The organism is Burkholderia sp. 22313 (genome assembly GCF_052045245.1).
Taxonomy (GTDB): Bacteria; Pseudomonadota; Gammaproteobacteria; order Burkholderiales; family Burkholderiaceae; genus Burkholderia.
This window is the reverse complement of record NZ_JBQEON010000035.1, coordinates 1-24397: the sequence shown is the minus strand read 5'-3', so window position 1 is coordinate 24397 and position 24397 is coordinate 1. Positions and strand designations below refer to the sequence as shown.

Here is a 24397-nt window from a genome sequence, read left to right as displayed (position 1 = left end):
CTGCGGACCTCACGAAGAAGGTATCCTCGTATCGGTCCGCAGCGCCCCGCTGATTGCACTCAGAACTTGTGCCGCAGCCCGACGGCCAGCACTTCCTGGGTGCGTTTCCCCGCCGCGATCCCGTACGAGCCGATCGACGCCTCCGCGGCGCCTTGTCCGTTTTGTCCGCTCGCGTGCTGATACCCCGCGAGCGCATAGACGTCCGTGCGCTTGCTCAAGCTGTAATCCGTGCCGATGTTCACCTGGTGGTACTTGGCGGACGAATCGCCCAGCGCGCGCGTGTAGTTGTAGCCGGCAATCAGCAGCAGAGCAGGCGTCGCCTGATACTGCGCGAAGATCGAACCGCTGTGATACTTCTCCGAGCCGGTGAACGTCGACGCAGCGTCCGCCGAATACTGGGCGTAGCCGTACGCCGCCCCGACCGTGACCGGGCCCGCGACGTAGTTGGCACCGATCCGCGCGATGTTGATCGAACGGGCCGATGCATAGGCCGCATTCACCGGTGAATTGAACAACGAGTCCGACGACGACGTGCCGCGATTGCCCAGCGTCGCGTTGCCGTTGTCGATATGGAGAATGCCGCCGCCGACGTTGAACGACGTGCTCTGATAGCCGACTGCTGCACTCCACGTCTGCCCCGACCCGGTGGATCCGGCGACACCGCCGGGCGCATACATCACCTCGGTCGAAACGCCGCCCCACGTCGGACTCACCCATTTCACCGCGTTGTTGAAGCGAGCACTCGAGTCGTAGTTGTCGACGTCCCCCGGTGTCGCGAACCAGCCGCTGTACACGTCCGCCGTCAGTTGCTGTTCGAGATCGGTCAGCGGATCGTACTGGCGGCCGAGCGTCAGGGTGCCATACGGGCTGGCGATACCGACGAACGCTTGCCGGCTGAACAGCCGGCCCGGCGTCGCGAGCGCACCGTTCGTGCCGTCAAAGCCGCTCTCCACGGTAAAGATGGCCGAGAGCCCGCCACCCAGGTCCTCCGATCCCTTCAACCCCCACAGGGAAGCCGAAAGATTGCTGGGCAGCATTCTCACTTGCGAGCTCTGTCCGCCGCTGTTGTGAACGTAGGCCACACCGGTGTCGATGATCCCGTACAGCGTCACGGAACTTTGAGCCTTGGCCTGCGAGAACGCGACGATGCTCAATGCGGCTACCGCGATGATTTTCCTTTTCATATGTCTCCCCAAACCCTGTTACACAGATTTCACCAGGAATACTTATTAAATTGAAAACTGATGCGTCGATACCAAACCTCACTTCCATACAGGCGACAAAACCATCAAATGCCAGCCTGCCAAGCTGTACGCCGATACCGATCCTCAGCCCGAATTCCGAATCCGACGCCTTCCCGACCATGACGGGGGAAATTCAGGCGTCGGAATTCGATCGACGTGCTCAGCGCTCCGATCGATCGAATCGGCGTATTTGCGTCAAACGGTATTAGCCGAAGAAATTCTCGAGTTCCTTTGCAAGCGCCTCGGGCGCCTCTTCCGGGATGTAGTGCCCGGAAGCGACCATCGTGCCGCGCACGTCCGCGGCGACCTGCTGCAGCTGCGGGACCAGGTCGGGCATCGATCCCTGATCGGCCCGGACTGCCAGAACCGGCATCTTGAGCTTGCCCTTCGCGCTCAATTCGCGATTCTGCTCGGCAGACACCGAGATCGCGCGGTAGTAAGCAAGACCGCCTTTCAGGCCATTCGTCAGGAACACGCGATGGTATTCGTCGAAGTCCGCCTGGGAGAACACCTTCGGGTTCGCCGCCTTCCGTTGCAAATACCACTCGAGATAGATGTGCTCGCGGCCGGCCAAGAGCGCTTCCGGAAGATCCGGGATGTTGTGGAATGCGACGTGCCACGTCCGCCATGCAACGTCGGACGCCCACGGCAGCGTATCCGGAAGACTGATGCCCGGGATGCCCGTGTCGAGGATCGCGAGGCCGCTAACCTTGTCGCCATTCATCGCCGCATAGGGATAGCCGACCCATCCGCCGATGTCGTGTACGACAAGCGCATGTCGATCGACATCGAGTTTCTCGACCAGGCCACGAAGGAGCGTCGCGGCCTTGACCGTGTCGAGCGTACCCGCGGGGCGATCCGAATCACCTTGCCCGGGAAGATCCGGAGCAATAACGCGGTACCGATGCCCAAGCAGAGGCAAAACCTTGCGCCACGCATACCAGCTTTGAGGGAAACCGCAAATCAGAACCAGCACGTCGCCGTCCGGCTTGCCGCCGCTCACATAATGCATCCGCACGCCATCAACCGTCTGAAAGCCCCGCTTGAAACCTTCGATGCCGGTCTCCGGCCATTCACGATTCGAAAACATTCACAAGCTCCTGTTGTTCCACCGACATGTGCAGGCGCGAGCGCGAGCGCCAGCGCCGCGCCCCGCATGTAGCCAAACGCCCGCTTAGAAAGGATCCCGGGCAGCGGCAAGCCAGCCGCCGTCCATCACGTACTCGCTGCCATGCACGAAGTCGGCATCGTCGCCACCCAGATACGCGGCGAGCTTGGCGATTTCTTCCGGTTGACACCAGCGGCGAGCCGGGAATTTCTGAAGGGCCGCTTCCATATCGGGCGAATTCGCCGTCGTTTGTTCCGACATCGCCAGCGGGGTCGCCGTTGCGCCCGGGCAAATCGTATTGACGCGAATGCCGCGCGCACCATATTCGAAGGTGAGCTGTCGAGTCAGGCCGATCACGCCGTGCTTGGACGCCGTGTACGCAGTGCCGCCGCCCGCCGCGCTGAATCCCGAGGTCGACGACGTGTTCACGATCGCCCCTTTTCCTTGCTTCAGCATCTGTGGAATGACCGCCCGAGCCATCAGGAACGGTCCTGTGAGATTGACCGCGATGACACGATTCCACTCTTCGACGCTCACCTCGTGGGCGGTCGCGTGTCCGTCCAGAATGCCTGCGTTGTTGCACAGAAGATCGATATGTCCCCAGCGCTCGATCACCGCGGCGACCGCAACCTCGACGCTACGCGGGTCGCTGACATCCGTTTGATACGCATATGCTTTCGACGGGTCCGCCAATGCTTCGACAGTGGCAACGGCGTTCTTGAGATTGATATCGAGTGCGGCGACGTTCGCCCCTCTCGAAACGAACTCGCGAACCATTGCTCGCCCCATGCCTGAGCCGGCACCGGTTACGACAACCACACGCCCGGAATAATCATTCACTGAAACGTCTCCTTGACTTCACTTTGACCAGCACGCGCGCTGCCCACTGAGCCGGCGAATCGTGCGCTTTCTGTTTCCAGGATTCGCGTCCATGCATCGTCTTGCGCCAATTAGACGAGGTCCAATTGTGATTCTCGATGTGTACAGATCACGAATTTCTATCAACTCGGCGAGCCGGACCGAACACGGTCCGCGATCAATCGGTGTTCGGCAAACATTCGTCACGCGCCGGAATTTAATTCGTGATGCGAATTGATATCCGGAATTCGATCAGGCCACGTGCAACGCACGCCATGTTCAAGGTTGAAGATCGTGATCGATGAAGTGAGCGGTCAGGTCACGCAACAGGCGTGGCCCCATGTGAGCGTCCCGACCGTCTGGATAGTGTCCGGCGGCCTTGAAACCATTGTATGTATGGCCAAGGCGCCGTTCGTCCATCCAAAGGATGAGAAAAATTTCCATTGATGCAACCGGCGGCGAGGACGAACGCACCGCCCCGGTGCACTCAGGCTATTTCGTTGTCGGCGTGCCCAGGTCGGCGGAAAACGCCGCGAGCTGGGTGCGGCTCTCGATTCCCAGCTTGCCCAGGATTCGAATGACGTGCGACTTGACGGTGGCAAGCTCGATACCCAGCGTCTCCGCTATGTCCTTGTTGGACAGGCCTGCGGTCATGAGGGACGCAACACCGAGTTCCCGCTCCGTCAGGAAATACTCGTTTCGCAGCACGTGGTCTGCCTGCACCTTCTTGACGGATGCAAGCATCGAGAAGCTGTGCTGCATATAGTCGTACATCTGTTCGAAGGGCTCGGGAGTCGAGAACGGGTTGTCGCCTTGCTTCTTGATGACGGAGAGGCACGCTAGCGGGGTATCTCCCGCCCAGAACAGGAACCCGACTTCGTCCACGAGCCCGTACTTCCTCTGGTAATCCGACCAACTGGAGTGCTGGTCGTCGCGCTTTGCCCCCTTGAGGGTCACGACGGTCGCACGCTGTTTGATCAGACGATAGACGTTCAGCGGATCGGCCGAGGCGAATACCGTGTAATAGTCCTTGATGGTCTCTTCCGGCCACCCCATCTGGGTGTGCGGCAATAGCTGGTCGTGCGAATCGAGCCATGTGAACACGGCTGCCGAACAATTGAGCATCGACCGTGCAAAGTTAACGGTCTGAAGCGCGAACTCCTGGGATTCCCTGAATTTGCTGATTTCGACTAACATCGCCAATTCTCTTTGCCGGTAGGGACGAGCGCGCACGCCGATCGCCCGAAATCAGCGACCCGACCGGCGCGTCAGCACCGGAACCGAAAGCCGCGCGAGCTTGGAGCATGAAATTCGCACCAGACTAACATCTGATACCTAATGCGACAGACTAGCGCAACGCAACGCCGGATCATATTAGGGAAGTCATATATCCACCGGCGGCCCTATTCCGAAAGTCGATCGGGATGATCGGTCACGCGGCCCGGATCAGGGTCTCCGGCCTTTCACCGCAGTATGCGGCACACACGTCCTTCGCCGCATCGGCTGCCGCTACGACGGCAGGTGACGCATTGACCGACATGCACAACGACACGTCGATCGACGGTGGCTGCGGCTCCAGCGCCAGCTCGGCGATGCGCCCGTTCTTCAGTTCGTCATGCACGAAAAGATACGGGACCGCTCCGACACCATATCCATCACGCACCAATTGCACGATCGCGGCAACAGAAGAGGCACAGGTGATGCGTATCGCCTCATCCGGGATGCCGGCTCCACCGGCCAGTGTTCGGACGATGCGCTCCACCGCCAGGTGCGACCTCGTGCCCCTTCCGAATGTCAGCACCGGCCGCGCCAGCGCGAGGCGAACCGGATCCACGTCAGGACCGGACAGCAGTTCCCGGCTGACAATCCATCGAACCGGATAGCTTGCAATCCTGCTCGACCTGACCTTGTCGCTACCAACGACTTCTGCGCAGACAGCCATGTCGAGCTCGCCATGCAGGATTTTCTTGTTCAGCGCCGGGCTCGAATCGACGGTCAGCTCGACCACCAGGCCCGGGAGGCGTTCCTTCAACTGCGTTACATACAAGGAAAGCCAGCTATGAACGATCGTGTCGATAACGCCGAATCGTATTGGCCCGCGTAACGCGAGTTCGAGGCCGGCTGCCTGCTTGAGCGCACGGGTCGCCTCCACCACGTTCATCGCCAGCGTCAGCAAGCTCTGCCCCGATAGGGTGAGACGAAAATCCGCCGCGGCTCGATCGACGAGCTCGGTCCTCAACTCGTCTTCCAAAGCCTTGATACGTGTCGATACCGTCGCAGGCGAAGTATGAAGAAGACGCGCCGTAGCCCGGAAGCTGCCTTGTTGCGCGAGCGTCACGAACGTCTCCAGGAAGCGTGTATTCATTACCCCACCATCGAGGAGGCCGGTTTCCGTCCCGTCATCCGGCATGGAACACCTGCCTGCGTCCGTCGACCCGCTCGGGTCGACACGACGAAGGCGGCGCATCTGTGTCGAACATCGAGACGTTCGTCATTGCCTGTCAGGAAAATGTTGACAGCCGTGTGCGGAATTTCTCGTTGGCTCAAGATATTTTCCGATCCTATTATTTATTCGCATTCCTTCTTTTACGGCGTAGAACGCGGAAAACCAATCGGCAAACCGTGAATCTCGAAACGACGGATATCTCTGGACCCTCTCCCCATGACATCACGGAAAGTTCTCGGCACCGCGCTTCGCGACGCGGCCCCGGCAAACCGCGCGAACCATCGAAACGTACCCGCCACAGGCCAGCGAAGCGCCTCCCCGTACACCGCCCTTCTGCGCGAACCCATGTCTTCCATCGCGGCGAATGTTCCCGATCGGCCCGATCTCAGGTCGGTATCGATCCTCGGCTACAACTGACTCTCGCGCCATGGACCCGGATCCGTGACAGGCATTCGAGGCTCGTCGAGCGAGCCTCGCGCAGTGCGTTGCTCAAGCGCTCCTGACTCGACCGCCTACAGCAGCAGACGCCTTTCCGTTCTCGGTACGGCGCGCACATCATTGAGTGTCAGGTTCCGGCGGCTGAAACGTGTCGGTTCCACCGAAACCACCGTTCCCGTGCGAGCAGACACCTCGATCGCCAGCAAGGCCCTCAGATCAGCCAGGCCCTCTTCGACACTCGACGCAGGCTTGCTGCGTTTCTGAATGCATTCGGAGAATTGCTGGATCATCCCGCCGAAGTGGTCGCAGTGCCGGAAATGCATCGTCTCCGAAACGTCCTTCGTGTTCAGTACCATCCGTGTCGGCGTCTCGAACCTGAAGCCGGGCTCCATGGTCAGGTCCCCCTCGGTCCCCAGCACCCTGTACATATCGATCGACGCCGTGCCAAAACTGCAATAGAACTGCGCGATTCGATCGCCGGGGAAGCGCAACGTGACCGCAATGGCGTCGTCGATGTCCGAGAAGCGGGGATCTCCCGGTCGGCGCGTCGTGATCGCCGACGCATCGATGGGTTCGTCGGAAAAGACATGCCGCGCCGCATTGACGCAGTAAATCCCGATGTCTTGAAGCGGGCCGCCCCAGTTCTTGCTGTCCAGCCGGTGGTTGCCCGTCGCGGACTGAAATCCGAACACCCCGCTGAAGTACTTCGGATCACCGATGCGGCCTTCCCGGATCGCTTCCAGTGCCGCGATCGTCCCGGCCTCGTGATGCAGGCGGTAACAGGTGCTCAACAACACGCCGGCCTCGGCTGCCGCCCCAATCATCGCCTCGGCATCCGCGACGTTGGTCGCCATCGGTTTCTCGACCAATACGTGCTTTCCGGCGCGCGCCGCGCGAATCGCATAATCGGCGTGCAACGGGTTGGGTACGGCGATATAGACCGCGTCGACGACATCGCTGTTCAGCATCCGGTCGTAGTCGTCGTACCCGACGATCGTGTCGACCCCATGGAATCTCGCGAGCTTCCGCGCCCCGTCAGGATTTCCGGAAACCAACGCGCCGATCGTCGAATTTCCTGTCTGGGCAACAGCCGGCATGAACGCCGCTTGCGATATCCATCCAGCGCCTACCACAGCGTATCTGATCATGTTTGCCTCTATGCGTTGCTCAGGGACCGTAGACGATCGGCACGACTACGCGTACATCGTCGGACGGTCGCGCTCCGCCGCGAACGTCACGGATGTTTCGCGCCCCATCGCAGCGACGATCTGCTCTGCAACCGACGTCGTGACATAGCCGTCCCAAGCATTCGCGCCGCCGCTTGGCGTGCCGGCTCCGATCGAGCGGACCCACGCGTTGAGTTGCTTCACATAGGCCGACCTGAATCGGTCGATCCAGTTACCTGCATAGGCCGTCATGCCGTAGCCGCCGGCATTCCTGCCAACACATCCGGGCGGAGCAGTCTCGATCGTTCCGTTTCGCCCGACGACCTGTACGTGCACGTGATAGCCATACCGGCAATTCATGAACACCTCCGACGACACGATCACGTCGCCGGCCATTTCCATCACGACGACCAGCGGATCGCCGTTGCCAGCGCGGTAGACACGTGCGCCAACAGGTTCGGAATCGAGCAACCAGCGGCTTGCATCGATTTCGTGAACGAACGCATTGGTGATCGACATCGGGCCGTTGAACCAGTCCGGTGCGACGGGGTTGCGGTGGACGTTGTGCACGACAACCGGCGCACCGATCTCGCCGTCGCGGACGGCACGCTTCATCTCGATGTACGGTGGGTCGAAGCGGCGCATATAACCGACCTGGACCAGCCTTCGGCCTTTCGCCATTTCCGCGTCGACGACCTTGAGCGCCTCGGCTGCCGTACCGGCCAGCGGCTTCTCGCACAGAACCGGCTTGTCGGCCTCGATGCACCGCAGTACGAGGTCGCCGTGCAGCGTGTCCGGCGCGGCAACGAGAACGGCGTCGACATGCCCGGCGCGAATCAGCTCCAGCGGGTCCGTATAGACTCTCGCGCTGCCCGCCACGGTCCGCGCGCGCCCTTCATCCGCGTCGCAGACCGCGACCAACTCCGCACCCGACGTCTCTTCACGCAGAATGCGCGCGTGCTCCGATCCCATTACGCCGACGCCGATCACCCCGATTGCCAAGGCCATCCCCTGCCTCCGATCTATTGACACGCTATCGTTCGAACGCGGCCGTAGTGGAGGCCGCATCCGGATCTATCGCAGTTCGCCGCCGGCGACGGTGATGCTTCGACGTTGGCCGCGGATGAGGAGGCGCTCGCCGGATCCTTACCGGCGAGCCGCGTGACCGATTTGCCACTCACCGCGGAAGCTCACCGTCTCCGCACGACTTCAGGCGGCAGCCGTGTTATCCGCGAGCCGGCTGCTGGATGTGTTCCCACACGCCGCTTTGTCCCGACACGAGGATCGCGTCTGCGATGCGCTCGATCTGGACGCCGTCCTCGAAGTTCGGTGCGGCAGGCTGGTTTCCGGCGATTGCCTGCAGGAAGTTGTACCACTCGATCGACTTGATATCGATGTAGCCCTGCCCCATCCCGGCAACCGGCCACAGCTTGTCGCCGAACGGTTGATGCGGGCCCGAGTAGATCGTGCGGAAGCCGAACGCGTCCGAAGGATCGTCCGCGAATGCCACGCGCAGTTCGTTCAGGCGCTGATAATCGAACGCAATCGAGCCACGCGTACCGTGGATTTCGAAGCCGAGCTGGTTGTGGTGGCCCCACGCATTGCGCGTCACTTCGATCGTCCCGCACACGCCGTTGGTGAACTTGATCATCGTCATGGCCATGTCGTCGACGTCGACCTTGCCCTTTTCCGACGACGCCTGACCTGCCGGGCCGAAGAAGCGACCGGCCGGCAGCGGCCGCTCGGCGATGAAGGTCTTGACGATCGAGTTCACCGATTCGAACTCGCCGACGAGCAGGCGCGCGGCATCGATGACGTGCGTGCCGATATCGCCGAGCGTGCCCGAGCCGGCCTTTTCCTTGTTGAAACGCCACGACAGCGGCGTGCTCGGATCAGCGCCCCAATCCTGCAGGTAGTAGCCACGGAACGTCAGGATCTCGCCGATACGCCCTTCGTCGATCAGGCGCTTGGCCATCTGCAGTGCCGGCGTGTGGCGATAGTTGTACGAGATCATCGTGACCACGCCCGTTTCCTTCGCGGCGGCATACATGGCTTCGGCGTCGGCCACCGTCATGGCCATCGGCTTCTCGCACATCACATGCTTGCCCGCCTTCGCGGCAGCGATCGCAATGGCCGCGTGCGTGTCGTTCGGCGTGCAGATGTCGACGATGTCGATATCCGGGCGCGACACGACTTCGCGCCAGTCCGTCGCATGCTCGGCGAATCCGTATTGCACAGCCGCATTGCGGGCGAGTTCGTCGTCGATGTCGACCACGACCTTGCGCTCGATTTCCACCGGCGAACCGAACAGGATCGGCACCACGGCCGTAGCGATGGAATGGGCCTTGCCCATGAAGCCGGTGCCCACCAGGGCGACATTCAGTTTTTTCACGGTATCCTCCATTAAGGCTGTCGTGCTCGTGACGCACTCGGCCGATTCCTTGACTCTTCCGACATCAATTTGATTGTTCGCCAGTCACTCAGGATTCCGAATTACATGGCGTATCTCTTCCACATCTCGACAACTCAAATTCGATTCAACGTCTCCTTCGCTCCTTACTCGATAACCGCGATCGTTTCGCCTGCCGCGACCGGACGCCCGGCTTCCCCATGAATCCGGATTCGCCCACCTTTCGGTGCGACGACCCGCATTTCCATCTTCATCGCTTCCATGATGGCGACGGCATCGCCCTCCGCCACCGTCGCACCCTCTTCCACGAGCCACTTCTGCAGCGTTCCAGGAACCGGCGCCGTCACGACGTCGGCGCCCGCTTCCGCCTTCGCCGAATCGTCGAATGCTCGCGGGGCGCCGACATTCGCAAACAGCGACGCAGGCAGACCGATCGTGTGACGCTTTCCATCGATCTCGATGAAGCTTTTCTGCAGCCCCGCGTCAGCCGGGGCGACGCGTCCGGAAGGCTCGACCCCGCCGAACTCCGTTTCGATCCAGTTGGTATGGACCCGGAATCCATCTTCGCCGGTGAAGCACGGGTCCTCGAGCACCGCCCGATGGAATGGCAGCACCGACGCCACGCCCTCGATATCGAATTCGGCGAGCGCACGACGGGCGCGAGCGAGCGCTTGTCGGCGCGTATCGCCGGTAATGACCAGCTTGGCCATCAGCGAGTCGTACAGCCCCGGAATCTGCGAGCCGGATTCGACACCGGAGTCGAGTCGCACACCGGGGCCTGCGGGCGGACGAAAGCGCGTGATCGCGCCCGGTGTCGGCAAGAAACCACGGCCCGGATCTTCCGCATTGATACGGAATTCGATCGCATGACCGCGGGGCTCCGGCGTTGCCGTTAGTGAGACCGGAAGGCCATCCGCGATGCGCAGTTGTTCGATCACGATGTCGACACCGGTGGTTTCCTCCGTGACCGGATGCTCGACCTGCAACCGCGTGTTCACCTCGAGAAACGAGATGACCCCGTCCCGAGAAAGCAGAAACTCGACCGTGCCCGCCCCCGTATAGCCGGCCTCCGCACATATCCGCCGCGCCGCCTCGTGAATGCGCGAGCGCTGCTCGTCGCTGATGAACGGTGCCGGGGCCTCCTCCACGAGCTTCTGGTTTCGGCGTTGGAGCGAACAGTCGCGCGTGCCGAGAACGACGGTATTGCCGTGATGATCGGCAATGATCTGCGCCTCGATATGGCGTGGCCGGTCGAGAAATTGCTCGGCGTAACAGTCACCCCGACCGAACGCCTCCGTCGCCTCGCGGACGGCCGAATCGAACATTTCCGCGACGTCTTCGATGCGTCGGACGATCTTCATGCCGCGGCCGCCGCCCCCGAACGCCGCCTTGATCGCCAGCGGCAGGCCAACTTCCCGCGCAAAGGCCACCGCGTCGGACGCACTGTTCAACGGCCCGTCGGATCCCCTGACCAGCGGCGCGCCGACCTGCGATGCGATGCGCCGGGCCTGCACCTTGTCGCCGAGTGCGGTAATGACCTCCGGCGACGGGCCGACCCAAATCAACCCGGCATCGATGACGGCCTGGGCAAATTCCGCGCGCTCGGACAAAAAGCCGTAGCCGGGGTGAATCGCATCGGCTCCGGCGCGACGTGCGATCGCCAGGATCTTCGAGATGTCGAGATAGGTGTCCGCGGGGCGCCCCGCTCCCAACCCGTACGCTTCGTCGGCCAGTTCGGCATGCAGCGAGCCGGCGTCCGCATCCGAGTAAATTGCGACCGACGTCACGTTGTAGTCGCGCGCGGCGCGAATGACGCGAATGGCGATTTCGCCACGATTGGCGATGAGCAGCTTCTTCATCGAACGAGTTCCTTCACGTGCGGATCGAATGCGGATATCGGGTTGAAACGAATGCGGGCGCCAATCGGAATCTGCCCGAGCATGTCGAGATGATGAGCCGCGACCACGGCAATCACCGGATACCCACCGGTGACGGGGTGATCCGTCAGAAACAGCACCGGCTGGCCGCTGTGCGGCACCTGGATCGATCCGCACAAGGTGCCTTCCGACTGCAACTCGGCGTCGTCGCGCCGCGCCAGCGCCAGGTCACCCGACAGTCGCATGCCGACCCGGCTCGACTCGGGTGTGACGCGCCATTCCTGCGAGAAAAACCGTGCGACGCTATCGTCGGTCAACCAGTCGGTGCGAGGCCCCGGGACGACGTCGACATCGATGACGTCGCCAGCACGCGGGAGCATCCGTCCAACCAGCGGTTCCGGCTCGACGAACGTGGCCGCCTCGTTGGCCGGGACCAGAACATCGCCGCGGGCGATCGGCATCGGGCCGATCCTCGAAAGCGTATCGGTCGACGCGGACCCCAACGTGCGCTCCACGACAAACCCGCCACGCAGTGCGACGTAGCTCCGCATGCCGCGGCCGGGAATGCCGAGCGTGACTTCCTCGCCCGCATCGACGGCAAACGGACGCGAGTGGGGGACAACCGTCACGCGGCCATTTGCGTCGTGAATCGAAATCGGGCACGGCGCCCCTGTCACAGCCAGGGTCACCGGACGATCAGGCACCAGCGAAAGACCGCCGAACGTCACTTCGAGCACGGCGCTACGCTGGGGATTGCCAACACAGGCGTTCGCGATTCGTAGCGCGGCGCGGTCGACGGCACCACACACGGAGACACCCTGGTCAGCCTGACGGGGTCGACCGAGATCTTGATACAGCACGGGGCGATCCGCACGCGTCACCGCGATGCCGCAGCCCGACACCCGGCGCACCCGCGTCGGCTCCAGTCGTGCCGATACCGGAACGACCGCACCTTTACTCGCATCGCGGAAGCGGACCCGATCACCGGGCGCGAGCAATGCCGCACGCGGGCGCGTCGCGTCCCACATGGGTACTTGCGTCGTGCCGAGAAGCTGCCAGCCTCCAGGGCTGTCGGACGGATAGATCCCGCTGAATTTCCCCGCGATCGCGACCGAACCCGCCGGGATACGCACACGGGGGGTTCTGCGTCGGGGGACATCGAATCCCGGATCGTCGGTGGTCATATATGCAAACCCCGGTGCGAATCCGGTAAACGCGACCGAGTGGACGGCATCCAGATGTCGCTGGACGAGTTCCGCCACGGACCATCCCAGCAGTTCGGCGACCTCGCCCAGATCCGCCCCGTCGTAGGAAACCGGGATGTCGAACATGCTCCCGCCGCGCTCCCGACGAACGGACACGTCCAGCTGCCCGAGCCGCTCGATCAGCGCCGCGCGATCGACGACAGCCGGGTCGAAGCGAACCAGCACGGTACGCGCGCCCGGAACGACCTCGTCGACACCGTCCACTTCGCTTGCGAGAAGCCGGTCGAGGAGCGCCAGCGTCGTCTCGAGACTTCCAAGCTCGACCAGGACGCCGGTAGAGCCCGCCGAAAGGATGCGCATCTGCTCAGGCACGGTTCTCTCCCTTGCACGCACCGGCAAACGGCCGAAGCGCAACGCCGCGCGCGGCGAGTTGCGTTTGCAGCAAGCGAGCAGTTGTAACGGCCGACGGGTTGTCTCCGTGGATGCAGATCGATTGTGCGTCGATCCTGATGTCCGTGCCGTCGATCGCCGTCACGACACCCTCCTGCACGAACCGCAGCATGCGACGCGCCACGGTGTCCGGATCGTGAATGACGGCCCCTTCCGCGCGGCGATTCACGAGGCTTCCATCCACGTTGTACGCGCGGTCGGCAAATGCCTCGCCGACGACGGCAAGGCCGGCTTCACGCGCCTGACCCGCAACAGGCGCGCCGGCGAGCACCATCAGCACGAGCGTCGGATCGATCGCCAGAATCGCGTCGATGACAGCCGCCGCCTGGTAGGTATCGTGCGCGATCGTGTTGTACAGCGCGCCGTGAGGCTTCACGTAGCGAATCGACGTGCCTGCGGCCTTTGCAAGCCCCTGCAGCGCACCGATCTGGTAGATCACGTCGCCCGTCAGTTCTGCCTGGGACGGCTGCATGTTGCGACGCCCGAAGCCCACCAGGTCGCGATAACCGACATGCGCGCCGACGGCGACGCCGCGCCGTGCAGCTTCATGCAGCACGGTATAGATCCCCGCCGGATCACCGGCGTGAAAACCGCAGGCAACATTCGCGCTCGTCACGATGTCGAGCATCGCCGTATCGTCGCCCATGCGCCACGCGCCGAAGCTCTCGCCGAGATCGCAGTTCAAATCAATGCTTAACATGACGCTGCCTACAGGATTCCTTCAGTGCGCGAACACGCGATGCTGCTCGGGTGTTCGCACGAGGTTCACGCGATTTTCCGGAACTTGCCGAGCGAGACGGATTCAATCCATTGCCCCGCCCGGGCGCCGAACGCCTTCGCGAACTCGGTATTCGAATGGGTTTCGAGGGCGGCTTCGTCTTCCCAGACTTCGTAGAAAACGAACTGCCCCGGCGTCTCGGTCGATTCGTGGAGGTCGTATTGAATGAACCCCGGCTCCGTCTTCGCATACGGCACCAGCTCCTTCAATGCTTCGCGCAGCACGTCTTCGTTACCGGCTCGAGCCACGACGGTTGCGACCACGACCAGACCTTCCTTCTTCATCTCACTCTCCTGTTTGCGGTTGTTGGTTTGCTGCCGGCACTTCCCTGTCAGAACTCAGCAGAGTTCAATGTCCACTTTCGACTTGATCGAATTGGCGATGAAGCACCCCTTGTGTGCGCGGTGATGCAGCCGCTCGAGTTGCGCCGGGTTCGGCTGCTTTTCGGACTTGAACGTCACGCGCGGCCTGAGCACGATCTCGGATACCCAGTGAAATCCGTCAGCACTTTTCTCGACTTTCCCGACTGCGTTGTCGGAGTACGATTCGACCGCATACCCGCTTGCCTCGCAGAGTGCGAGGAAGTACAGCATGTGGCAGCTCGCGAGCGCGTTGACGAGCAACTGCTCCGGGTCGGCCAGGCTTTCGTTCCCGAGATAATCGGGCGCCGCGGATACCGGGATCGTCACCGTCGGGCTGATGATCGCCCGGTGGTCCCGGCTATAGGTCCCTTCTCGCTCGTGGTGCTTGTCGACCGTCCATTCCAGTCGGACGCCATGCTCGGACATCGGTGTCTCCCGGCGAGCTTCCTCGCCAATCAGTCAATTTCCATTGCGGACAGGTTGCGACGGCCTTGCCGCTTCATTCCGTCTCGATATACTTATTCGCACGCTGGATCGATTCGACGACACCGGATTTCGCAATCGAAACCCATTCGCTCCAGCACGTATGTGCGTCATCGGTACGAATGCGCAACGCACGGGAGCCGTCGCGGAATATCAGCCACTCGATCTCGCGAGGAACCTCGGAACCGGCATCCTGTACGGCCAGACGCTCGATCCGGTGATAAAAATCGAGCAACCCTTCGCGCAACACGTCAAGGTATTGCATCCCACATTCGTCCGACGCTTGCGCTGTTCCGCGATTGAGCAGCTTCGCGGCGATTTCTGCATCGAACATTGCAACGACTCCTGGCTCATACGGCCGCGGTGTTCGCCGGCAAATCCGTGACGAGCATGTATCCCGGTTCATGCGTGATCGCAAAGTCCGGCTTCGCCGCCTGAAGCGCCATCTGCGGCGTGACCCCACAAGCCCAGAACCCGAGGATGTCACCGGCCTCGATCACCGGCGGATCGCCAAACTCCGGCTGTGTGACGTCGCGAATCCCGATCGTCGCCGGGTCGCCGATATGAACCGGTGCGCCATGCGCGAGGGGAAACCGCTCCGACAGCACGATCGCCTGGATCGCATCGGCGGGCTTGAACGCACGCATCGACACGACCATCGGGCCATGAAACGGCCCCGCGGCCGCCGTCTGGATATTCGTCACGTACATCGGTACGTTCCGGTTCGCACTGATGTGGCGAATGTCGATCCCCGCCTGGAGAATCGCGCTCTCGAACGAAAACGAGCAACCGAGCGCGAACGTCACGAGATCGTCACGCCACAATTCCACCAGATCGTCGACCGTATCGGTGTGAACCCCGTCCCGATACACCCGGTAACGGGGCACGTCGGTTCGAATATCGATCGCGCCCAGTCCGTCCAGCCCCGGGTTTCCCGGCTGCCCGACGCCCACCAGCGGACAGCTCTTGGGGTTGATTCGGCAAAACTCGCGAAAATCATCTGCGTACCTCTTCGGCAGAATTGCCAGATTTGCCTGCATGAAGCCATCGGCGTATCCCGTCGTCGGCGCACGCAGCTTGCCGTCGCGAATCAGCAGCCGGACCTGGCCGGCCGACATCGTCCGCGTACCTGCAGTCGATTCCATTGAAAGTACCCTTGCCGGAAGATGTTCAGTTCTCGCCGAGCGCGGCAACCATCGCACGCGCGATCGCCACGTCCGCCTCCTCCGGCCCGCCCGACACGCCGACGCCGCCGATAACGTCGTCGCCGCGCGTCACCGGCAGGCCGCCGCCGAACACGACCAACGGGCGTGACGCCGCGCGCTCGAGCCCGTACAGCTCGGCCCCGGGTTGGACGAGTTTCATCCAGTAATCGGTCGGGAGCCGCAGTGCGGCCGCGGTATACGCCTTGTTGTGCGCAATTTCGATCGTGCCGAACGCGGCGTCGTTCACGCGCGTGAACGCCACGAGATGCCCACCCGCATCCACGATCGACAGCGACGAGCGCTGCGCCAGTTCGTTCGCCTTGGCGACGCCTGCTTCGATCGCCCGCCGGGCGGCTTCATACGTGATCTGCTTGCTCATGGATTTCGTCCTGGTCCTGTCCGGCGGTCAGTTGTACGCGCCGCCATCGACATTGATTGCCTGCGCCGTGACATAAGACGACTCGTCCGATGCAAGGAAGACAAACAGCGGCGCGACTTCGTCCGGTGTCGCCTGTCGGCCCAGGGGGATAGCCGTCTGAACCACCGACGCCTGCTTGTCGCGCCCACCCATGAAATCGATCACCGGCTGATTGAACGGCGTATCGATCCAGCCGGGACACACGGCATTGACGCGCACACCATCCGGCGCGAGCTCGATCGCAAGCGTGGTGGTCAGCCCGATGATGGCCGCCTTGGACGCCGAATAACATGCGAGCCCGGTGCCGCCGCGCTTGCCGGCGAGGGACGACATCATCACGATCGACGACTTCTTCGCGGCTCTCAGGTGACGGAGCGACTCGCGCGCGAAAATGAAGTTGGCCCGCACGTTGATCCTGAAGACCTTGTCCCAGTTCTCGGTGCTGAAGTGCTCGACCCGCCCCGAGAGCTGGACGCCGGCATTCAGGCACAACGTGTCGATTCCGTGCATCCATTCAGACGACTTTTCGATGACGCCCTTGATCTCGTCTTCGCTCGAGATGTCGGTTCGGAAAAACCGCACCTTGTCTCCAAACCGCGATTCGAGCGCGCGCCCCTTGGCCTCGTCGATATCGGCGACCGACACGGTTGCCCCTTCGGCAACAAACGATTCCAGAATCGCGAGACCGATATTGGCAACGCCGCCGGTCAGAAGTACCCGCTTGCCCGTCAAACGTGCTGACATAACAGTTTCCTCAAGATCACCGCGCCGATAACCGCGCCACGCCACCGAATCGGCACCCCGCCGCTCGGCAGCGGCGGTTATCGGGCGCGACGGATGTTCTCCAGCAGCGCGTCGTTCACAACCGACGCTGCCTCCATTTGCGGCATGTGGCCGACGTCCGGAATCACGCGCAGCTGCACCGTGGACGGCAGACCGTCGGCCGGCGGGACCGGGATGATGCCGTCGCGCTCGCCCCAGAGCAGCATCACGGGACATGTCAGCCCCGCCAGCGTCGCGCCAATCGTCTGGACCTGGCCGTTTTCGTCGGCGATGGTGTCGGCGATGGCGGACAGCGCCTCCTGGACACCTTCCAGACGCTTGAACTGCAGCGTGCCCTCGACCATCTCGCTCGTGATCTTCGACGGATCGGCAAACAGCTTCTCCAGCGCAGCCTGAAGCGGACGCCGGCGCTCCGCCGCGACGAATTCAGTCACGAACGACCGATTGATCTCCTTGCCAAGGCCGATCGGCGCAATGAGCGTCACCGACGCGACGCGCGACGGCTGGTCGGCCGCGAAGGCGGCGGCAATCGCACCGCCGAACGAGTGGCCGACAAGGTGCAGCTTCCCGGGCGTCACGGCATCCGCGGCTTCCTCGATGGCCTTCGTGATCTTTCCGATCACGTCGCCGTCGGTGATCGGCGTCGACGCGCCGTGGCCGGGAAGATCCACCGCGATCGTCCGGAAGTGCTCGGCGAGCGTGCCCTGGTTGAACAGCCAGGTCGACAGGTCGCCGCCAAAACCGTGAATGAACAACACGGTTTCGTTGCTTTCCGGGCCGGTCTCCAGCACGTTCACGCTGCCACCGGAAACCGGAACCGACTTCGGCGCAATGGCGCCACCTGCGTCACCGTCGCCCGCGTTCAGGCGATGCGCGTAACTTGCGATGAGCGCGTCGATTTCCTCTTCCGTCGCCGCCTCATCGGCGATGACGCCGATCAGTGCACCGACCGGCGCGATTTCACCCTCGTTGATGACGATGCGCCGCAGAATTCCGGACACGGTCGCTTCCACCACGTTGTTGACCTTCGTGGATTCGACCTCGAGGAGTTCCTGGCCGCGTTCGACCTTGTCTCCTTCCTTCGCATGCCATTCGAGCACGGTGCCTTCGGTCATCGTCATCCCCCACTTGGGGATCGTGACGGCTTCAATGAACGACATGATTGATTACCTCTTCAGAATCGACTTGACTGCGTTCACGACGGCTTCCGGCGACGGTACGTACGCGTCTTCAAGGTTCGGGGCATACGGCACCGGCGTGTGCGGTGCCGTCACGCGCCGGATCGGCGCCTTCAACGAGTCGAAGCACTTGTCGGCCAGCAGCGCCGAGATATCGGTGGCCACGCTGCAGCGCGGATTCGCCTCGTCGACGATCACGACCCGACCGATGTCCTCGGTGTATTCGATCAGCGTGTCCTCGTCGAGCGGAGACGTCGTGCGCGGATCGATGATGCACGCCGACACCCCGTCTGCCGCGAGGGTGCGAGCGGCCGCCTCGGCCACTCCGACCATGCGACCGAGCGCGACGATCAGCACATCTTTGCCGTCGCGCACCACCCGCGCTTCGCCGAACGGGATCGTGTACGCCCCATCGGGCACTTCGCCCGTCGTGTCGTACAGCATCTTGTTTTCGAGGAAGATCACCGGATCGTCGTCGCGAATCGCCTGAAGCAGCAGGCCCTTCGCGTCGTACGGATTCGACGGGATCACGACCTTGAGCCCGGGGATGTGCGTGAAGATCGGATAGAACGCCTGCGTGTGCTGGGCGGCCGAGCGCGTGCCGGCCCCGTACGTCGCGCGGATCACGAGCGGCGTCTTGGCGTGGCCGCCGAACATGTACCGGAACTTCGCGATCTGATTCATGATCTGGTCCAGACACACGCCGGCGAAGTCGACGAACATCAGTTCGGCGATCGGACGCAAACCCGTGAGGGCCGCGCCGGCAGCCGCGCCAACGAATGCGGCCTCGCTGATCGGCGTATCGCGAATACGCTCGGGGCCGTATGCGTCGAGCAGCCCGCGCGTCACCCCGAATGCACCGCCCCACGCATCCTTGACGCCGTTGGCGCCTGCGCCGCCGGTCAAGTCCTCACCCATCATGATCACGCGCGGATCCCGCGCCATCTCCGAGTGCAGCGCGTCATTCAGCGCTTGACGGAACGATTTCTTTGCCATTGCTGTGGGTCCTTACAGATACTTCACGTAAACGTCGGCGGTCAGTGCCGAAAGCGGCGGGAACGGTGCTGCCCGCGCAGCACTTACGGCGGCGTCGATCGCGACCTCGATCTCCCCGTCGATCACGTCCAGCTCGCCGCCCGCCACTTGCGACACTTCCTGCACTTGCCTGCGGAAATTGGCAAGGCAGTCGCGTTCCTGGCGCATGGCCTTCTTTTCTTCCGGGGTGCGATAGTTGTCGGGGTCCCCGCTGTAGTGACCGTAGTAGCGCGGCACGTGGATTTGCAGAAGGCTGGGGCCGCCTCCGCTGCGTGCACGATCGATCGCCTGGCCGGCGGCCTCGTAGACCGCGAAGAAATCGGTTCCGTCGACTTCCGCGGCGGGAATGTCGTAGCTCTGCGCACGACGCGTGAAGCTGCCGGCCGAGACGAACTCATTCGCGGTCGCCTCGCCGAAGCCGTTGTCCTCGATCACGAAGACGATCGGCAGCATCCAGATCTTCGCGAGGTTGAAGCTCTCCGACATCACGCCTTCATTCATCGCACCGTCGCCCGCGAACGCAACCGCCACGCCACCGGTGCCGAGCAACTTCGCGGTGAGTGCGGCGCCGCACGTGATCGGCGCCCCACCGGCCACGATGCCGTTCGCACCCAGCATTCCCTTGCGCAGATCGGCGATGTGTTGCGAGCCACCCTTACCGCCGCACGTTCCCGTCGCACGTCCGAACAGCTCGGCCATCATCGCGTCGATATCGCACCCCTTGGCAATGCTGTGACCATGGCCGCGATGGGTCGACGAAATGTAGTCCTTGTCTGTCAGGTGCAGACACACGCCGACGGCGCTGGCCTCCTGCCCTGCACAAAGATGGGTATTGCCCGGAATGTCGCCGGTCGCCATCTCGTCCATCACGCGCTCCTCGAAGCGGCGAATCGTTCGCATGGCGCGATAAGCGTCCACGAGCCGCTCACTGGGAAACTTCAAGGCGGACATTCCAATCTCCTTTATTTAAATGGTGTGCGTCGCAGTGCGCTTCGACGCGGCACACTGAACCCTCTTGCAAATCCGGTTCGCCCGACGAATATCGCGACAGCAGTGCCGACACGTCATTTCAATCGTCACCGGTCAATTTCACTCGGTCCAATTGTGATTGGCGATTTCGCGCGATCACCGATTCTTATCAGTGCGTGAGCGCGAGTTCGCCCCGACCCTGAGTTCAAATCGATACCCGATTCGTGCGACCGCAATCGACCACCAACCGCTCGCTTCAACCGCCACGAGTGCACGATTCGTTTCAGCGTTGTTGAAATTCTAGTGACGCGCCGAATGAGGTTCGTCAACCTAAAGGTGGAGAAAGAATGTGCCGCGTGCCTGCTTTTCCGGGTTTCACGCGTTCTGTGTTGAGCGCTGAAACCTTCGTCGCTATGATCAATTCGACTATCCCCGTAGCGGGGACATTCAGCGCGTCGCCTGGCCGTTACCCGGGATTCGGATACCGGCGATCGAATCGCTTTTCCCCATGCTGATGGAGTTCGTCACATGATCGATCTTCGAAACCTGGAGACCTTTTACGCCGTTGCCCAGCTGGGGGGATTCCACCGCGCCGCGGAAAGACTGCATACGACACAGCCGGCCGTCTCCGCGCGCATCGCGCAACTGGAACAGCAACTGAAAGGGCGCCTGTTCGAGCGGGACAAGCGGGGTTGCTTCCTGACCATCAAGGGCAGGCAGCTGCTCGTCTACGCCGAACAGATGATCTCGCTGAGCGCGGAAATGGTGGAGGCCGTCGCAGGCCGCACGGCCCTCAGCGGAACGGTCCAGCTCGGCGCATCGGATACGATCGTCCACACGTGGCTGTCCACGCTTCTCAAGCGACTCAGCGACGAATACCCGGAGATCACGCTCGAGGTCAATGTCGACGCCACGCCGAATCTGACTGCCGGACTCGCCGACGGCACGATCGACGTCGCACTGTTGATGGGCCCCGTCAACGCGAGCAATGCAGAGAATCTGCCGTTGTGCAGCTACCCGATCAGCTGGATCGTCTCGTCCGATTTCGAATGCGATTCGGCAAACCTCACGTTGAACGATCTCGCACGGCATCCGATCATCACGTTCTCCAGATCAACGCGTCCGTACATGCAGTTGAAAGAGATGTTCGACCGGTCACATCTTCATCACGTGAGGATATTCGGCAACTCGTCGCTGTCGTCGATCGTCAGGATGACGCTTGACGGCATCGGCATCGCGGCGATTCCGCACCACGTCGTGGCGGAGCATCTGGCAAGCGGTCGACTGCGCCGGATCGACACTGGCCACGAGATGCCGGTGATGCCGTTCACCGCCAGCTTCGTTCGTCGCGTCGACATGCCGCTGAGTTCGATCGTGGCCGGGCTCGCGCAGAAAGTCGCCGCGCATTACGAAGGCCGATAGACGACAAGACGCGCTTGCCTTGCGCAAGCACGAAAAAGCCAGGGCTAGGTGAGTCCTGGCTCGTCGCGATCGTCAACCGTTCTGGCTGCGCCCCAGACATTCGAAGACTTCGGGGCGCCAGTGCTTGAAGTATTGGGCAAGTGCCATGCCCGCAACCAGCACACCGATCAGGCAGTAGAACATCCACACGTACTGCCCGGGGTCACCGCCCGCGAGCACGTCGAAGTGTGCCGCCACGAGATAGACCAGCGCGATGAAGAATACCGATGAAATCGCCGGTGCCAGAAACGACTTGGCGAAACTCACGCCCTGTTGCCTGCCTCGACGCACGTACCAGACCAACGACGAGATGTTGACGATGGTCATCAGAATGATGATGCCCGACGTTCCCATTCCGGAGAGTTGTCCATAAAGCAGGTCGGGCTTGGAGCCCATCAGAATGAATGGCAACAGCACGCACAGCACCATGGCCGAGACCGTCATCGAAGCGAGATACGGCGACTCGTGCTTCGCGTGCACCTTCCCGAGGAAGCGCGGAAGCGCGCCGTCCGTGCCCAGGTTGTGCATATAGCGCGAGAGCACGTTCTGCGTCGACAAGCTCGCCGCGAACGCCGACGTCATCACCAGCATCGAAACGATCAGGTGCAGGCTGGGGCTCACGAATTTCGCGAAGGCGTCAGGGAACATCGCCGCGGGCGTCTTGGCCGCGATCGATTGAACCGGCGGCCCGTAGGCCATGATCATTGCGTACGCACACAGCGTGTAGATCACGCCAATAAAGATGACCGCGCCATACGTCGCACGCGGAATGGTCCGGTCCGGCATTTTCACTTCGTCGCGAAACAATGCGGTTGCCTCGAATCCCATGAAGAACGACACGGTGAACAGCATGCAGAACGGCACGTTGGTGCTGTTTGCCAACTGGCTCGGCATGAAGGGAGCGGATGCCGCAACACCCGGCACGCCGCCTTTTTCCAGCACGCCGAACGAAAACGCGAGGCAGACGACGATCTCGAGAATCATCACCCACGTGAGCACCTTCGCGGACAGCTCGACATGAAGGTATCCCAGCATGGAAACCACCAGCCAGCAGGCAAGCGTCGGCCAGTACCATTGAATCGACGCGCCGGTCATGTCATGCACGAGATCCGAACACGATACGCCGAAGAACGACGTCACCCCGGCAAGCAGCAGAAAGTACGATACCGCCGCGAGGATGCCGGAACCAAGGCCCGTCGACTTTCCGATTCCATAGCTGATGAACGCATAGAAGTCGCCGGGGCGCTTCACGATATTGTTGAGCGTCACATAGCCGACGGAAAACAGCAGCAATACGAGCGTCGTCAGCACGAAAATCACGGGGCTGCCGACTCCGCCGAACATCAGCGCGAACGGGATGTAACCCGATACGGTCGTCAACGGGGCCGAGAACGCCAGCACGGTGAGCGCCAGGCCGACTGCCCCCATGTTGCCCGACAGCTTCTTCTGCGGAGACGTCTCTATTTGGACGTCTTCCAGATTCAGTTTCATCTCCATCTCCATCTCCATCTCCTTACGCCTCCAACAGATCACCAGCATTGTCGAACTTGTGCTGCGTTGCGCCTCGATCGTGCATGCTTCCAGGCACTCACCCATGGCGGTCGCTCATCGACTGCGAACCGATACGACCGTCAGGTCCATTCGTTTAGTGAAGCCATCGTCTGCCGCCAAATTGATCAGGTCCAATTGCCGTTGACGATGTTTTTCGATAACCGCTCTTTATCACGCGCCTCGGATCCGTTCACGCAATGCCCGCGCCGTGCGCCTGCAGATCGGCGTGATAGCTCGAGCGCACCATCGCGCCGACGGCCGCGTGCGTGAAGCCCATCTTGTACGCCTCTTCCTCGTACATCTTGAACGTATCCGGATGCACGTACGCACGCACCGGCAGGTGGTGCTCGGACGGCTGCAGGTACTGGCCGATCGTCAGCATGTCGACGTCGTGCGCGCGCAGGTCGCGCATCACCTGCAGGATTTCCTCTTCGGTCTCGCCGAGGCCGACCATCAGGCCCGACTTCGTCGCGACGTCCGGATGCTGCGCCTTGAAGTCCTTCAGCAGCTTCAGCGAATGCGCATAGTCCGAACCCGGGCGCGCTTCCTTGTACAGGCGCGGCACCGTTTCGAGGTTGTGGTTCATCACGTCCGGCGGCGCCGCGTTCAGGATCGAGATCGCGCGGTCGAGACGGCCGCGGAAGTCCGGCGTCAGGATCTCGATGCGCGTTTCCGGCGACTGCTCGCGCACTTCGCGGATGCACTCGACGAAGTGCGCGGCGCCACCGTCGCGCAGGTCGTCGCGGTCGACGCTCGTGATCACCACGTACTTGAGCTTCAGCGCGGCGATCGTGCGTGCGAGGTTCTTCGGTTCATCCGCATCGAGCGGATCGGGACGGCCGTGGCCGACGTCGCAGAACGGGCAGCGGCGCGTGCACTTGTCGCCCATGATCATGAACGTCGCGGTGCCCTTGCCGAAGCATTCGCCGATGTTCGGGCAGCTCGCTTCCTCGCACACGGTATGCAGGTTGT

Annotated in this window: 24 protein-coding genes; 2 read left to right on the top strand and 22 right to left on the bottom strand. The window is 62.2% G+C overall.

What is annotated here, in order from left to right:
* Window positions 1-59: 59 nt before the first annotated feature.
* The 3 genes from ACTJKF_RS24975 to ACTJKF_RS24965 form a co-directional block, all read right to left on the bottom strand.
* Window positions 60-1184, bottom strand: a complete 1125-nt coding sequence (locus ACTJKF_RS24975; RefSeq protein WP_440627025.1) for a porin — start codon at window positions 1182-1184, stop codon at window positions 60-62.
* A 265-nt stretch (window positions 1185-1449) separates the two neighbouring features.
* Window positions 1450-2334, bottom strand: coding sequence for an alpha/beta fold hydrolase (locus ACTJKF_RS24970; RefSeq protein WP_440627023.1), 885 nt, complete (start codon window positions 2332-2334; stop codon window positions 1450-1452).
* Between the two features lie 84 nt (window positions 2335-2418).
* Window positions 2419-3192, bottom strand: a complete 774-nt coding sequence (locus tag ACTJKF_RS24965; protein WP_440627021.1) for an SDR family NAD(P)-dependent oxidoreductase — start codon at window positions 3190-3192, stop codon at window positions 2419-2421.
* Between the two features lie 312 nt (window positions 3193-3504).
* On the opposite strand from ACTJKF_RS24965, the gene ACTJKF_RS24960 reads away from it, so the two are divergent.
* Window positions 3505-3657, top strand: a complete 153-nt coding sequence (locus ACTJKF_RS24960; protein WP_440627019.1) for a hypothetical protein — start codon at window positions 3505-3507, stop codon at window positions 3655-3657.
* Between the two features lie 45 nt (window positions 3658-3702).
* Here the strand turns inward: ACTJKF_RS24960 and ACTJKF_RS24955 are convergent, their stop codons facing one another.
* The 17 genes from ACTJKF_RS24955 to ACTJKF_RS24875 all read right to left on the bottom strand — a co-directional run bounded on the left by ACTJKF_RS24955 (window position 3703) and on the right by ACTJKF_RS24875 (window position 20395).
* Window positions 3703-4407: a response regulator transcription factor gene (locus ACTJKF_RS24955; protein WP_440627017.1), complete on the bottom strand. Its 705-nt coding sequence runs from the start codon at window positions 4405-4407 to the stop codon at window positions 3703-3705.
* Window positions 4408-4642: 235 nt separating this feature from the next.
* Window positions 4643-5575, bottom strand: a complete 933-nt coding sequence (locus ACTJKF_RS24950) for a LysR family transcriptional regulator (protein ID WP_440627015.1) — start codon at window positions 5573-5575, stop codon at window positions 4643-4645.
* Window positions 5576-6168: 593 nt separating this feature from the next.
* Window positions 6169-7242 (bottom strand): Gfo/Idh/MocA family protein, encoded by a 1074-nt coding sequence (locus ACTJKF_RS24945; RefSeq protein ID WP_440627013.1) that lies wholly within the window; start codon window positions 7240-7242, stop codon window positions 6169-6171.
* 45 nt (window positions 7243-7287) lie between these two features.
* Window positions 7288-8250 carry a Gfo/Idh/MocA family protein gene (locus ACTJKF_RS24940; protein ID WP_440627012.1) on the bottom strand — a complete coding sequence of 321 codons (963 nt, stop codon included), beginning with the start codon at window positions 8248-8250 and terminating at the stop codon, window positions 7288-7290.
* A gap of 235 nt (window positions 8251-8485) precedes the next feature.
* Window positions 8486-9652, bottom strand: a complete 1167-nt coding sequence (locus tag ACTJKF_RS24935) for a Gfo/Idh/MocA family protein (protein ID WP_440627010.1) — start codon at window positions 9650-9652, stop codon at window positions 8486-8488.
* Window positions 9653-9816: 164 nt separating this feature from the next.
* A complete protein-coding gene (locus ACTJKF_RS24930; RefSeq protein ID WP_440627008.1) occupies window positions 9817-11529 on the bottom strand; it encodes an acetyl/propionyl/methylcrotonyl-CoA carboxylase subunit alpha in 1713 nt (570 codons plus the stop codon).
* Window positions 11526-13124, bottom strand: coding sequence for a 5-oxoprolinase/urea amidolyase family protein (locus ACTJKF_RS24925; RefSeq protein ID WP_440627006.1), 1599 nt, complete (start codon window positions 13122-13124; stop codon window positions 11526-11528). Before ACTJKF_RS24925 ends, ACTJKF_RS24930 begins: the two co-directional genes overlap by 4 nt.
* Window positions 13117-13902 (bottom strand): LamB/YcsF family protein, encoded by a 786-nt coding sequence (locus tag ACTJKF_RS24920; RefSeq protein ID WP_440627004.1) that lies wholly within the window; start codon window positions 13900-13902, stop codon window positions 13117-13119. Before ACTJKF_RS24920 ends, ACTJKF_RS24925 begins: the two co-directional genes overlap by 8 nt.
* Before the next feature lie 65 nt (window positions 13903-13967).
* Window positions 13968-14264, bottom strand: coding sequence for a putative quinol monooxygenase (locus ACTJKF_RS24915; RefSeq protein ID WP_440627003.1), 297 nt, complete (start codon window positions 14262-14264; stop codon window positions 13968-13970).
* A gap of 54 nt (window positions 14265-14318) precedes the next feature.
* Window positions 14319-14768, bottom strand: coding sequence for an OsmC family protein (locus ACTJKF_RS24910; protein ID WP_440627001.1), 450 nt, complete (start codon window positions 14766-14768; stop codon window positions 14319-14321).
* Window positions 14769-14841: 73 nt separating this feature from the next.
* Window positions 14842-15159 carry a hypothetical protein gene (locus ACTJKF_RS24905; protein WP_440626999.1) on the bottom strand — a complete coding sequence of 106 codons (318 nt, stop codon included), beginning with the start codon at window positions 15157-15159 and terminating at the stop codon, window positions 14842-14844.
* 16 nt (window positions 15160-15175) lie between these two features.
* Window positions 15176-15970: a putative hydro-lyase gene (locus tag ACTJKF_RS24900; protein WP_440626997.1), complete on the bottom strand. Its 795-nt coding sequence runs from the start codon at window positions 15968-15970 to the stop codon at window positions 15176-15178.
* Window positions 15971-15995: 25 nt separating this feature from the next.
* A complete protein-coding gene (locus tag ACTJKF_RS24895) occupies window positions 15996-16409 on the bottom strand; it encodes a GlcG/HbpS family heme-binding protein (RefSeq protein ID WP_440626995.1) in 414 nt (137 codons plus the stop codon).
* A gap of 27 nt (window positions 16410-16436) precedes the next feature.
* Entirely contained in the window at window positions 16437-17192 is a 756-nt protein-coding gene (locus ACTJKF_RS24890; RefSeq protein WP_440626993.1) for an SDR family NAD(P)-dependent oxidoreductase, read from the bottom strand.
* Between the two features lie 77 nt (window positions 17193-17269).
* On the bottom strand, window positions 17270-18391 hold the full coding sequence (locus tag ACTJKF_RS24885) for an acetoin dehydrogenase dihydrolipoyllysine-residue acetyltransferase subunit (protein WP_440626991.1): 1122 nt from the start codon (window positions 18389-18391) through the stop codon (window positions 17270-17272).
* A 6-nt stretch (window positions 18392-18397) separates the two neighbouring features.
* Window positions 18398-19405 (bottom strand): alpha-ketoacid dehydrogenase subunit beta, encoded by a 1008-nt coding sequence (locus ACTJKF_RS24880; protein ID WP_124472669.1) that lies wholly within the window; start codon window positions 19403-19405, stop codon window positions 18398-18400.
* 12 nt (window positions 19406-19417) lie between these two features.
* Window positions 19418-20395 (bottom strand): thiamine pyrophosphate-dependent dehydrogenase E1 component subunit alpha, encoded by a 978-nt coding sequence (locus tag ACTJKF_RS24875; RefSeq protein WP_440626989.1) that lies wholly within the window; start codon window positions 20393-20395, stop codon window positions 19418-19420.
* A gap of 546 nt (window positions 20396-20941) precedes the next feature.
* On the opposite strand from ACTJKF_RS24875, the gene ACTJKF_RS24870 reads away from it, so the two are divergent.
* The gene (locus tag ACTJKF_RS24870; protein WP_440626987.1) at window positions 20942-21835 is read left to right on the top strand and encodes a LysR family transcriptional regulator; all 894 of its coding nucleotides are present in this window, start codon (window positions 20942-20944) and stop codon (window positions 21833-21835) included.
* Window positions 21836-21907: 72 nt separating this feature from the next.
* Here ACTJKF_RS24870 and ACTJKF_RS24865 read toward each other — a convergent pair whose 3' ends face one another.
* Both ACTJKF_RS24865 and lipA read right to left on the bottom strand, forming a co-directional pair.
* Window positions 21908-23365, bottom strand: coding sequence for an APC family permease (locus ACTJKF_RS24865; RefSeq protein ID WP_440626985.1), 1458 nt, complete (start codon window positions 23363-23365; stop codon window positions 21908-21910).
* A 250-nt stretch (window positions 23366-23615) separates the two neighbouring features.
* Window positions 23616-24397, bottom strand: a 782-nt coding sequence (gene lipA, locus ACTJKF_RS24860; protein WP_440626983.1) for a lipoyl synthase, incomplete at its 5' end; no start/stop codon positions are given.

Bases quoted from the DNA above. Each gene is read 5' to 3' on its own strand.
- ACTJKF_RS24955 (WP_440627017.1), bottom strand. From the start codon at position 4,407: ATGTTAGTCGAAATCAGCAAATTCAGGGAATCCCAGGAGTTCGCGCTT.
- ACTJKF_RS24900 (WP_440626997.1), bottom strand. From the start codon at position 15,970: ATGGAATCGACTGCAGGTACGCGGACGATGTCGGCCGGCCAGGTCCGG.
- ACTJKF_RS24895 (WP_440626995.1), bottom strand. From the start codon at position 16,409: ATGAGCAAGCAGATCACGTATGAAGCCGCCCGGCGGGCGATCGAAGCA.
- ACTJKF_RS24975 (WP_440627025.1), bottom strand. From the start codon at position 1,184: ATGAAAAGGAAAATCATCGCGGTAGCCGCATTGAGCATCGTCGCGTTC.
- ACTJKF_RS24870 (WP_440626987.1), top strand. From the start codon at position 20,942: ATGATCGATCTTCGAAACCTGGAGACCTTTTACGCCGTTGCCCAGCTG.
- ACTJKF_RS24920 (WP_440627004.1), bottom strand. From the start codon at position 13,902: ATGTTAAGCATTGATTTGAACTGCGATCTCGGCGAGAGCTTCGGCGCG.
- ACTJKF_RS24910 (WP_440627001.1), bottom strand. From the start codon at position 14,768: ATGTCCGAGCATGGCGTCCGACTGGAATGGACGGTCGACAAGCACCAC.
- ACTJKF_RS24970 (WP_440627023.1), bottom strand. From the start codon at position 2,334: ATGTTTTCGAATCGTGAATGGCCGGAGACCGGCATCGAAGGTTTCAAG.
- ACTJKF_RS24945 (WP_440627013.1), bottom strand. From the start codon at position 7,242: ATGATCAGATACGCTGTGGTAGGCGCTGGATGGATATCGCAAGCGGCG.
- ACTJKF_RS24885 (WP_440626991.1), bottom strand. From the start codon at position 18,391: ATGTCGTTCATTGAAGCCGTCACGATCCCCAAGTGGGGGATGACGATG.
- ACTJKF_RS24880 (WP_124472669.1), bottom strand. From the start codon at position 19,405: ATGGCAAAGAAATCGTTCCGTCAAGCGCTGAATGACGCGCTGCACTCG.
- ACTJKF_RS24930 (WP_440627008.1), bottom strand. From the start codon at position 11,529: ATGAAGAAGCTGCTCATCGCCAATCGTGGCGAAATCGCCATTCGCGTC.
- ACTJKF_RS24865 (WP_440626985.1), bottom strand. From the start codon at position 23,365: ATGAAACTGAATCTGGAAGACGTCCAAATAGAGACGTCTCCGCAGAAG.
- ACTJKF_RS24950 (WP_440627015.1), bottom strand. From the start codon at position 5,575: ATGAATACACGCTTCCTGGAGACGTTCGTGACGCTCGCGCAACAAGGC.
- ACTJKF_RS24890 (WP_440626993.1), bottom strand. From the start codon at position 17,192: ATGTCAGCACGTTTGACGGGCAAGCGGGTACTTCTGACCGGCGGCGTT.
- ACTJKF_RS24905 (WP_440626999.1), bottom strand. From the start codon at position 15,159: ATGTTCGATGCAGAAATCGCCGCGAAGCTGCTCAATCGCGGAACAGCG.
- ACTJKF_RS24875 (WP_440626989.1), bottom strand. From the start codon at position 20,395: ATGTCCGCCTTGAAGTTTCCCAGTGAGCGGCTCGTGGACGCTTATCGC.
- ACTJKF_RS24915 (WP_440627003.1), bottom strand. From the start codon at position 14,264: ATGAAGAAGGAAGGTCTGGTCGTGGTCGCAACCGTCGTGGCTCGAGCC.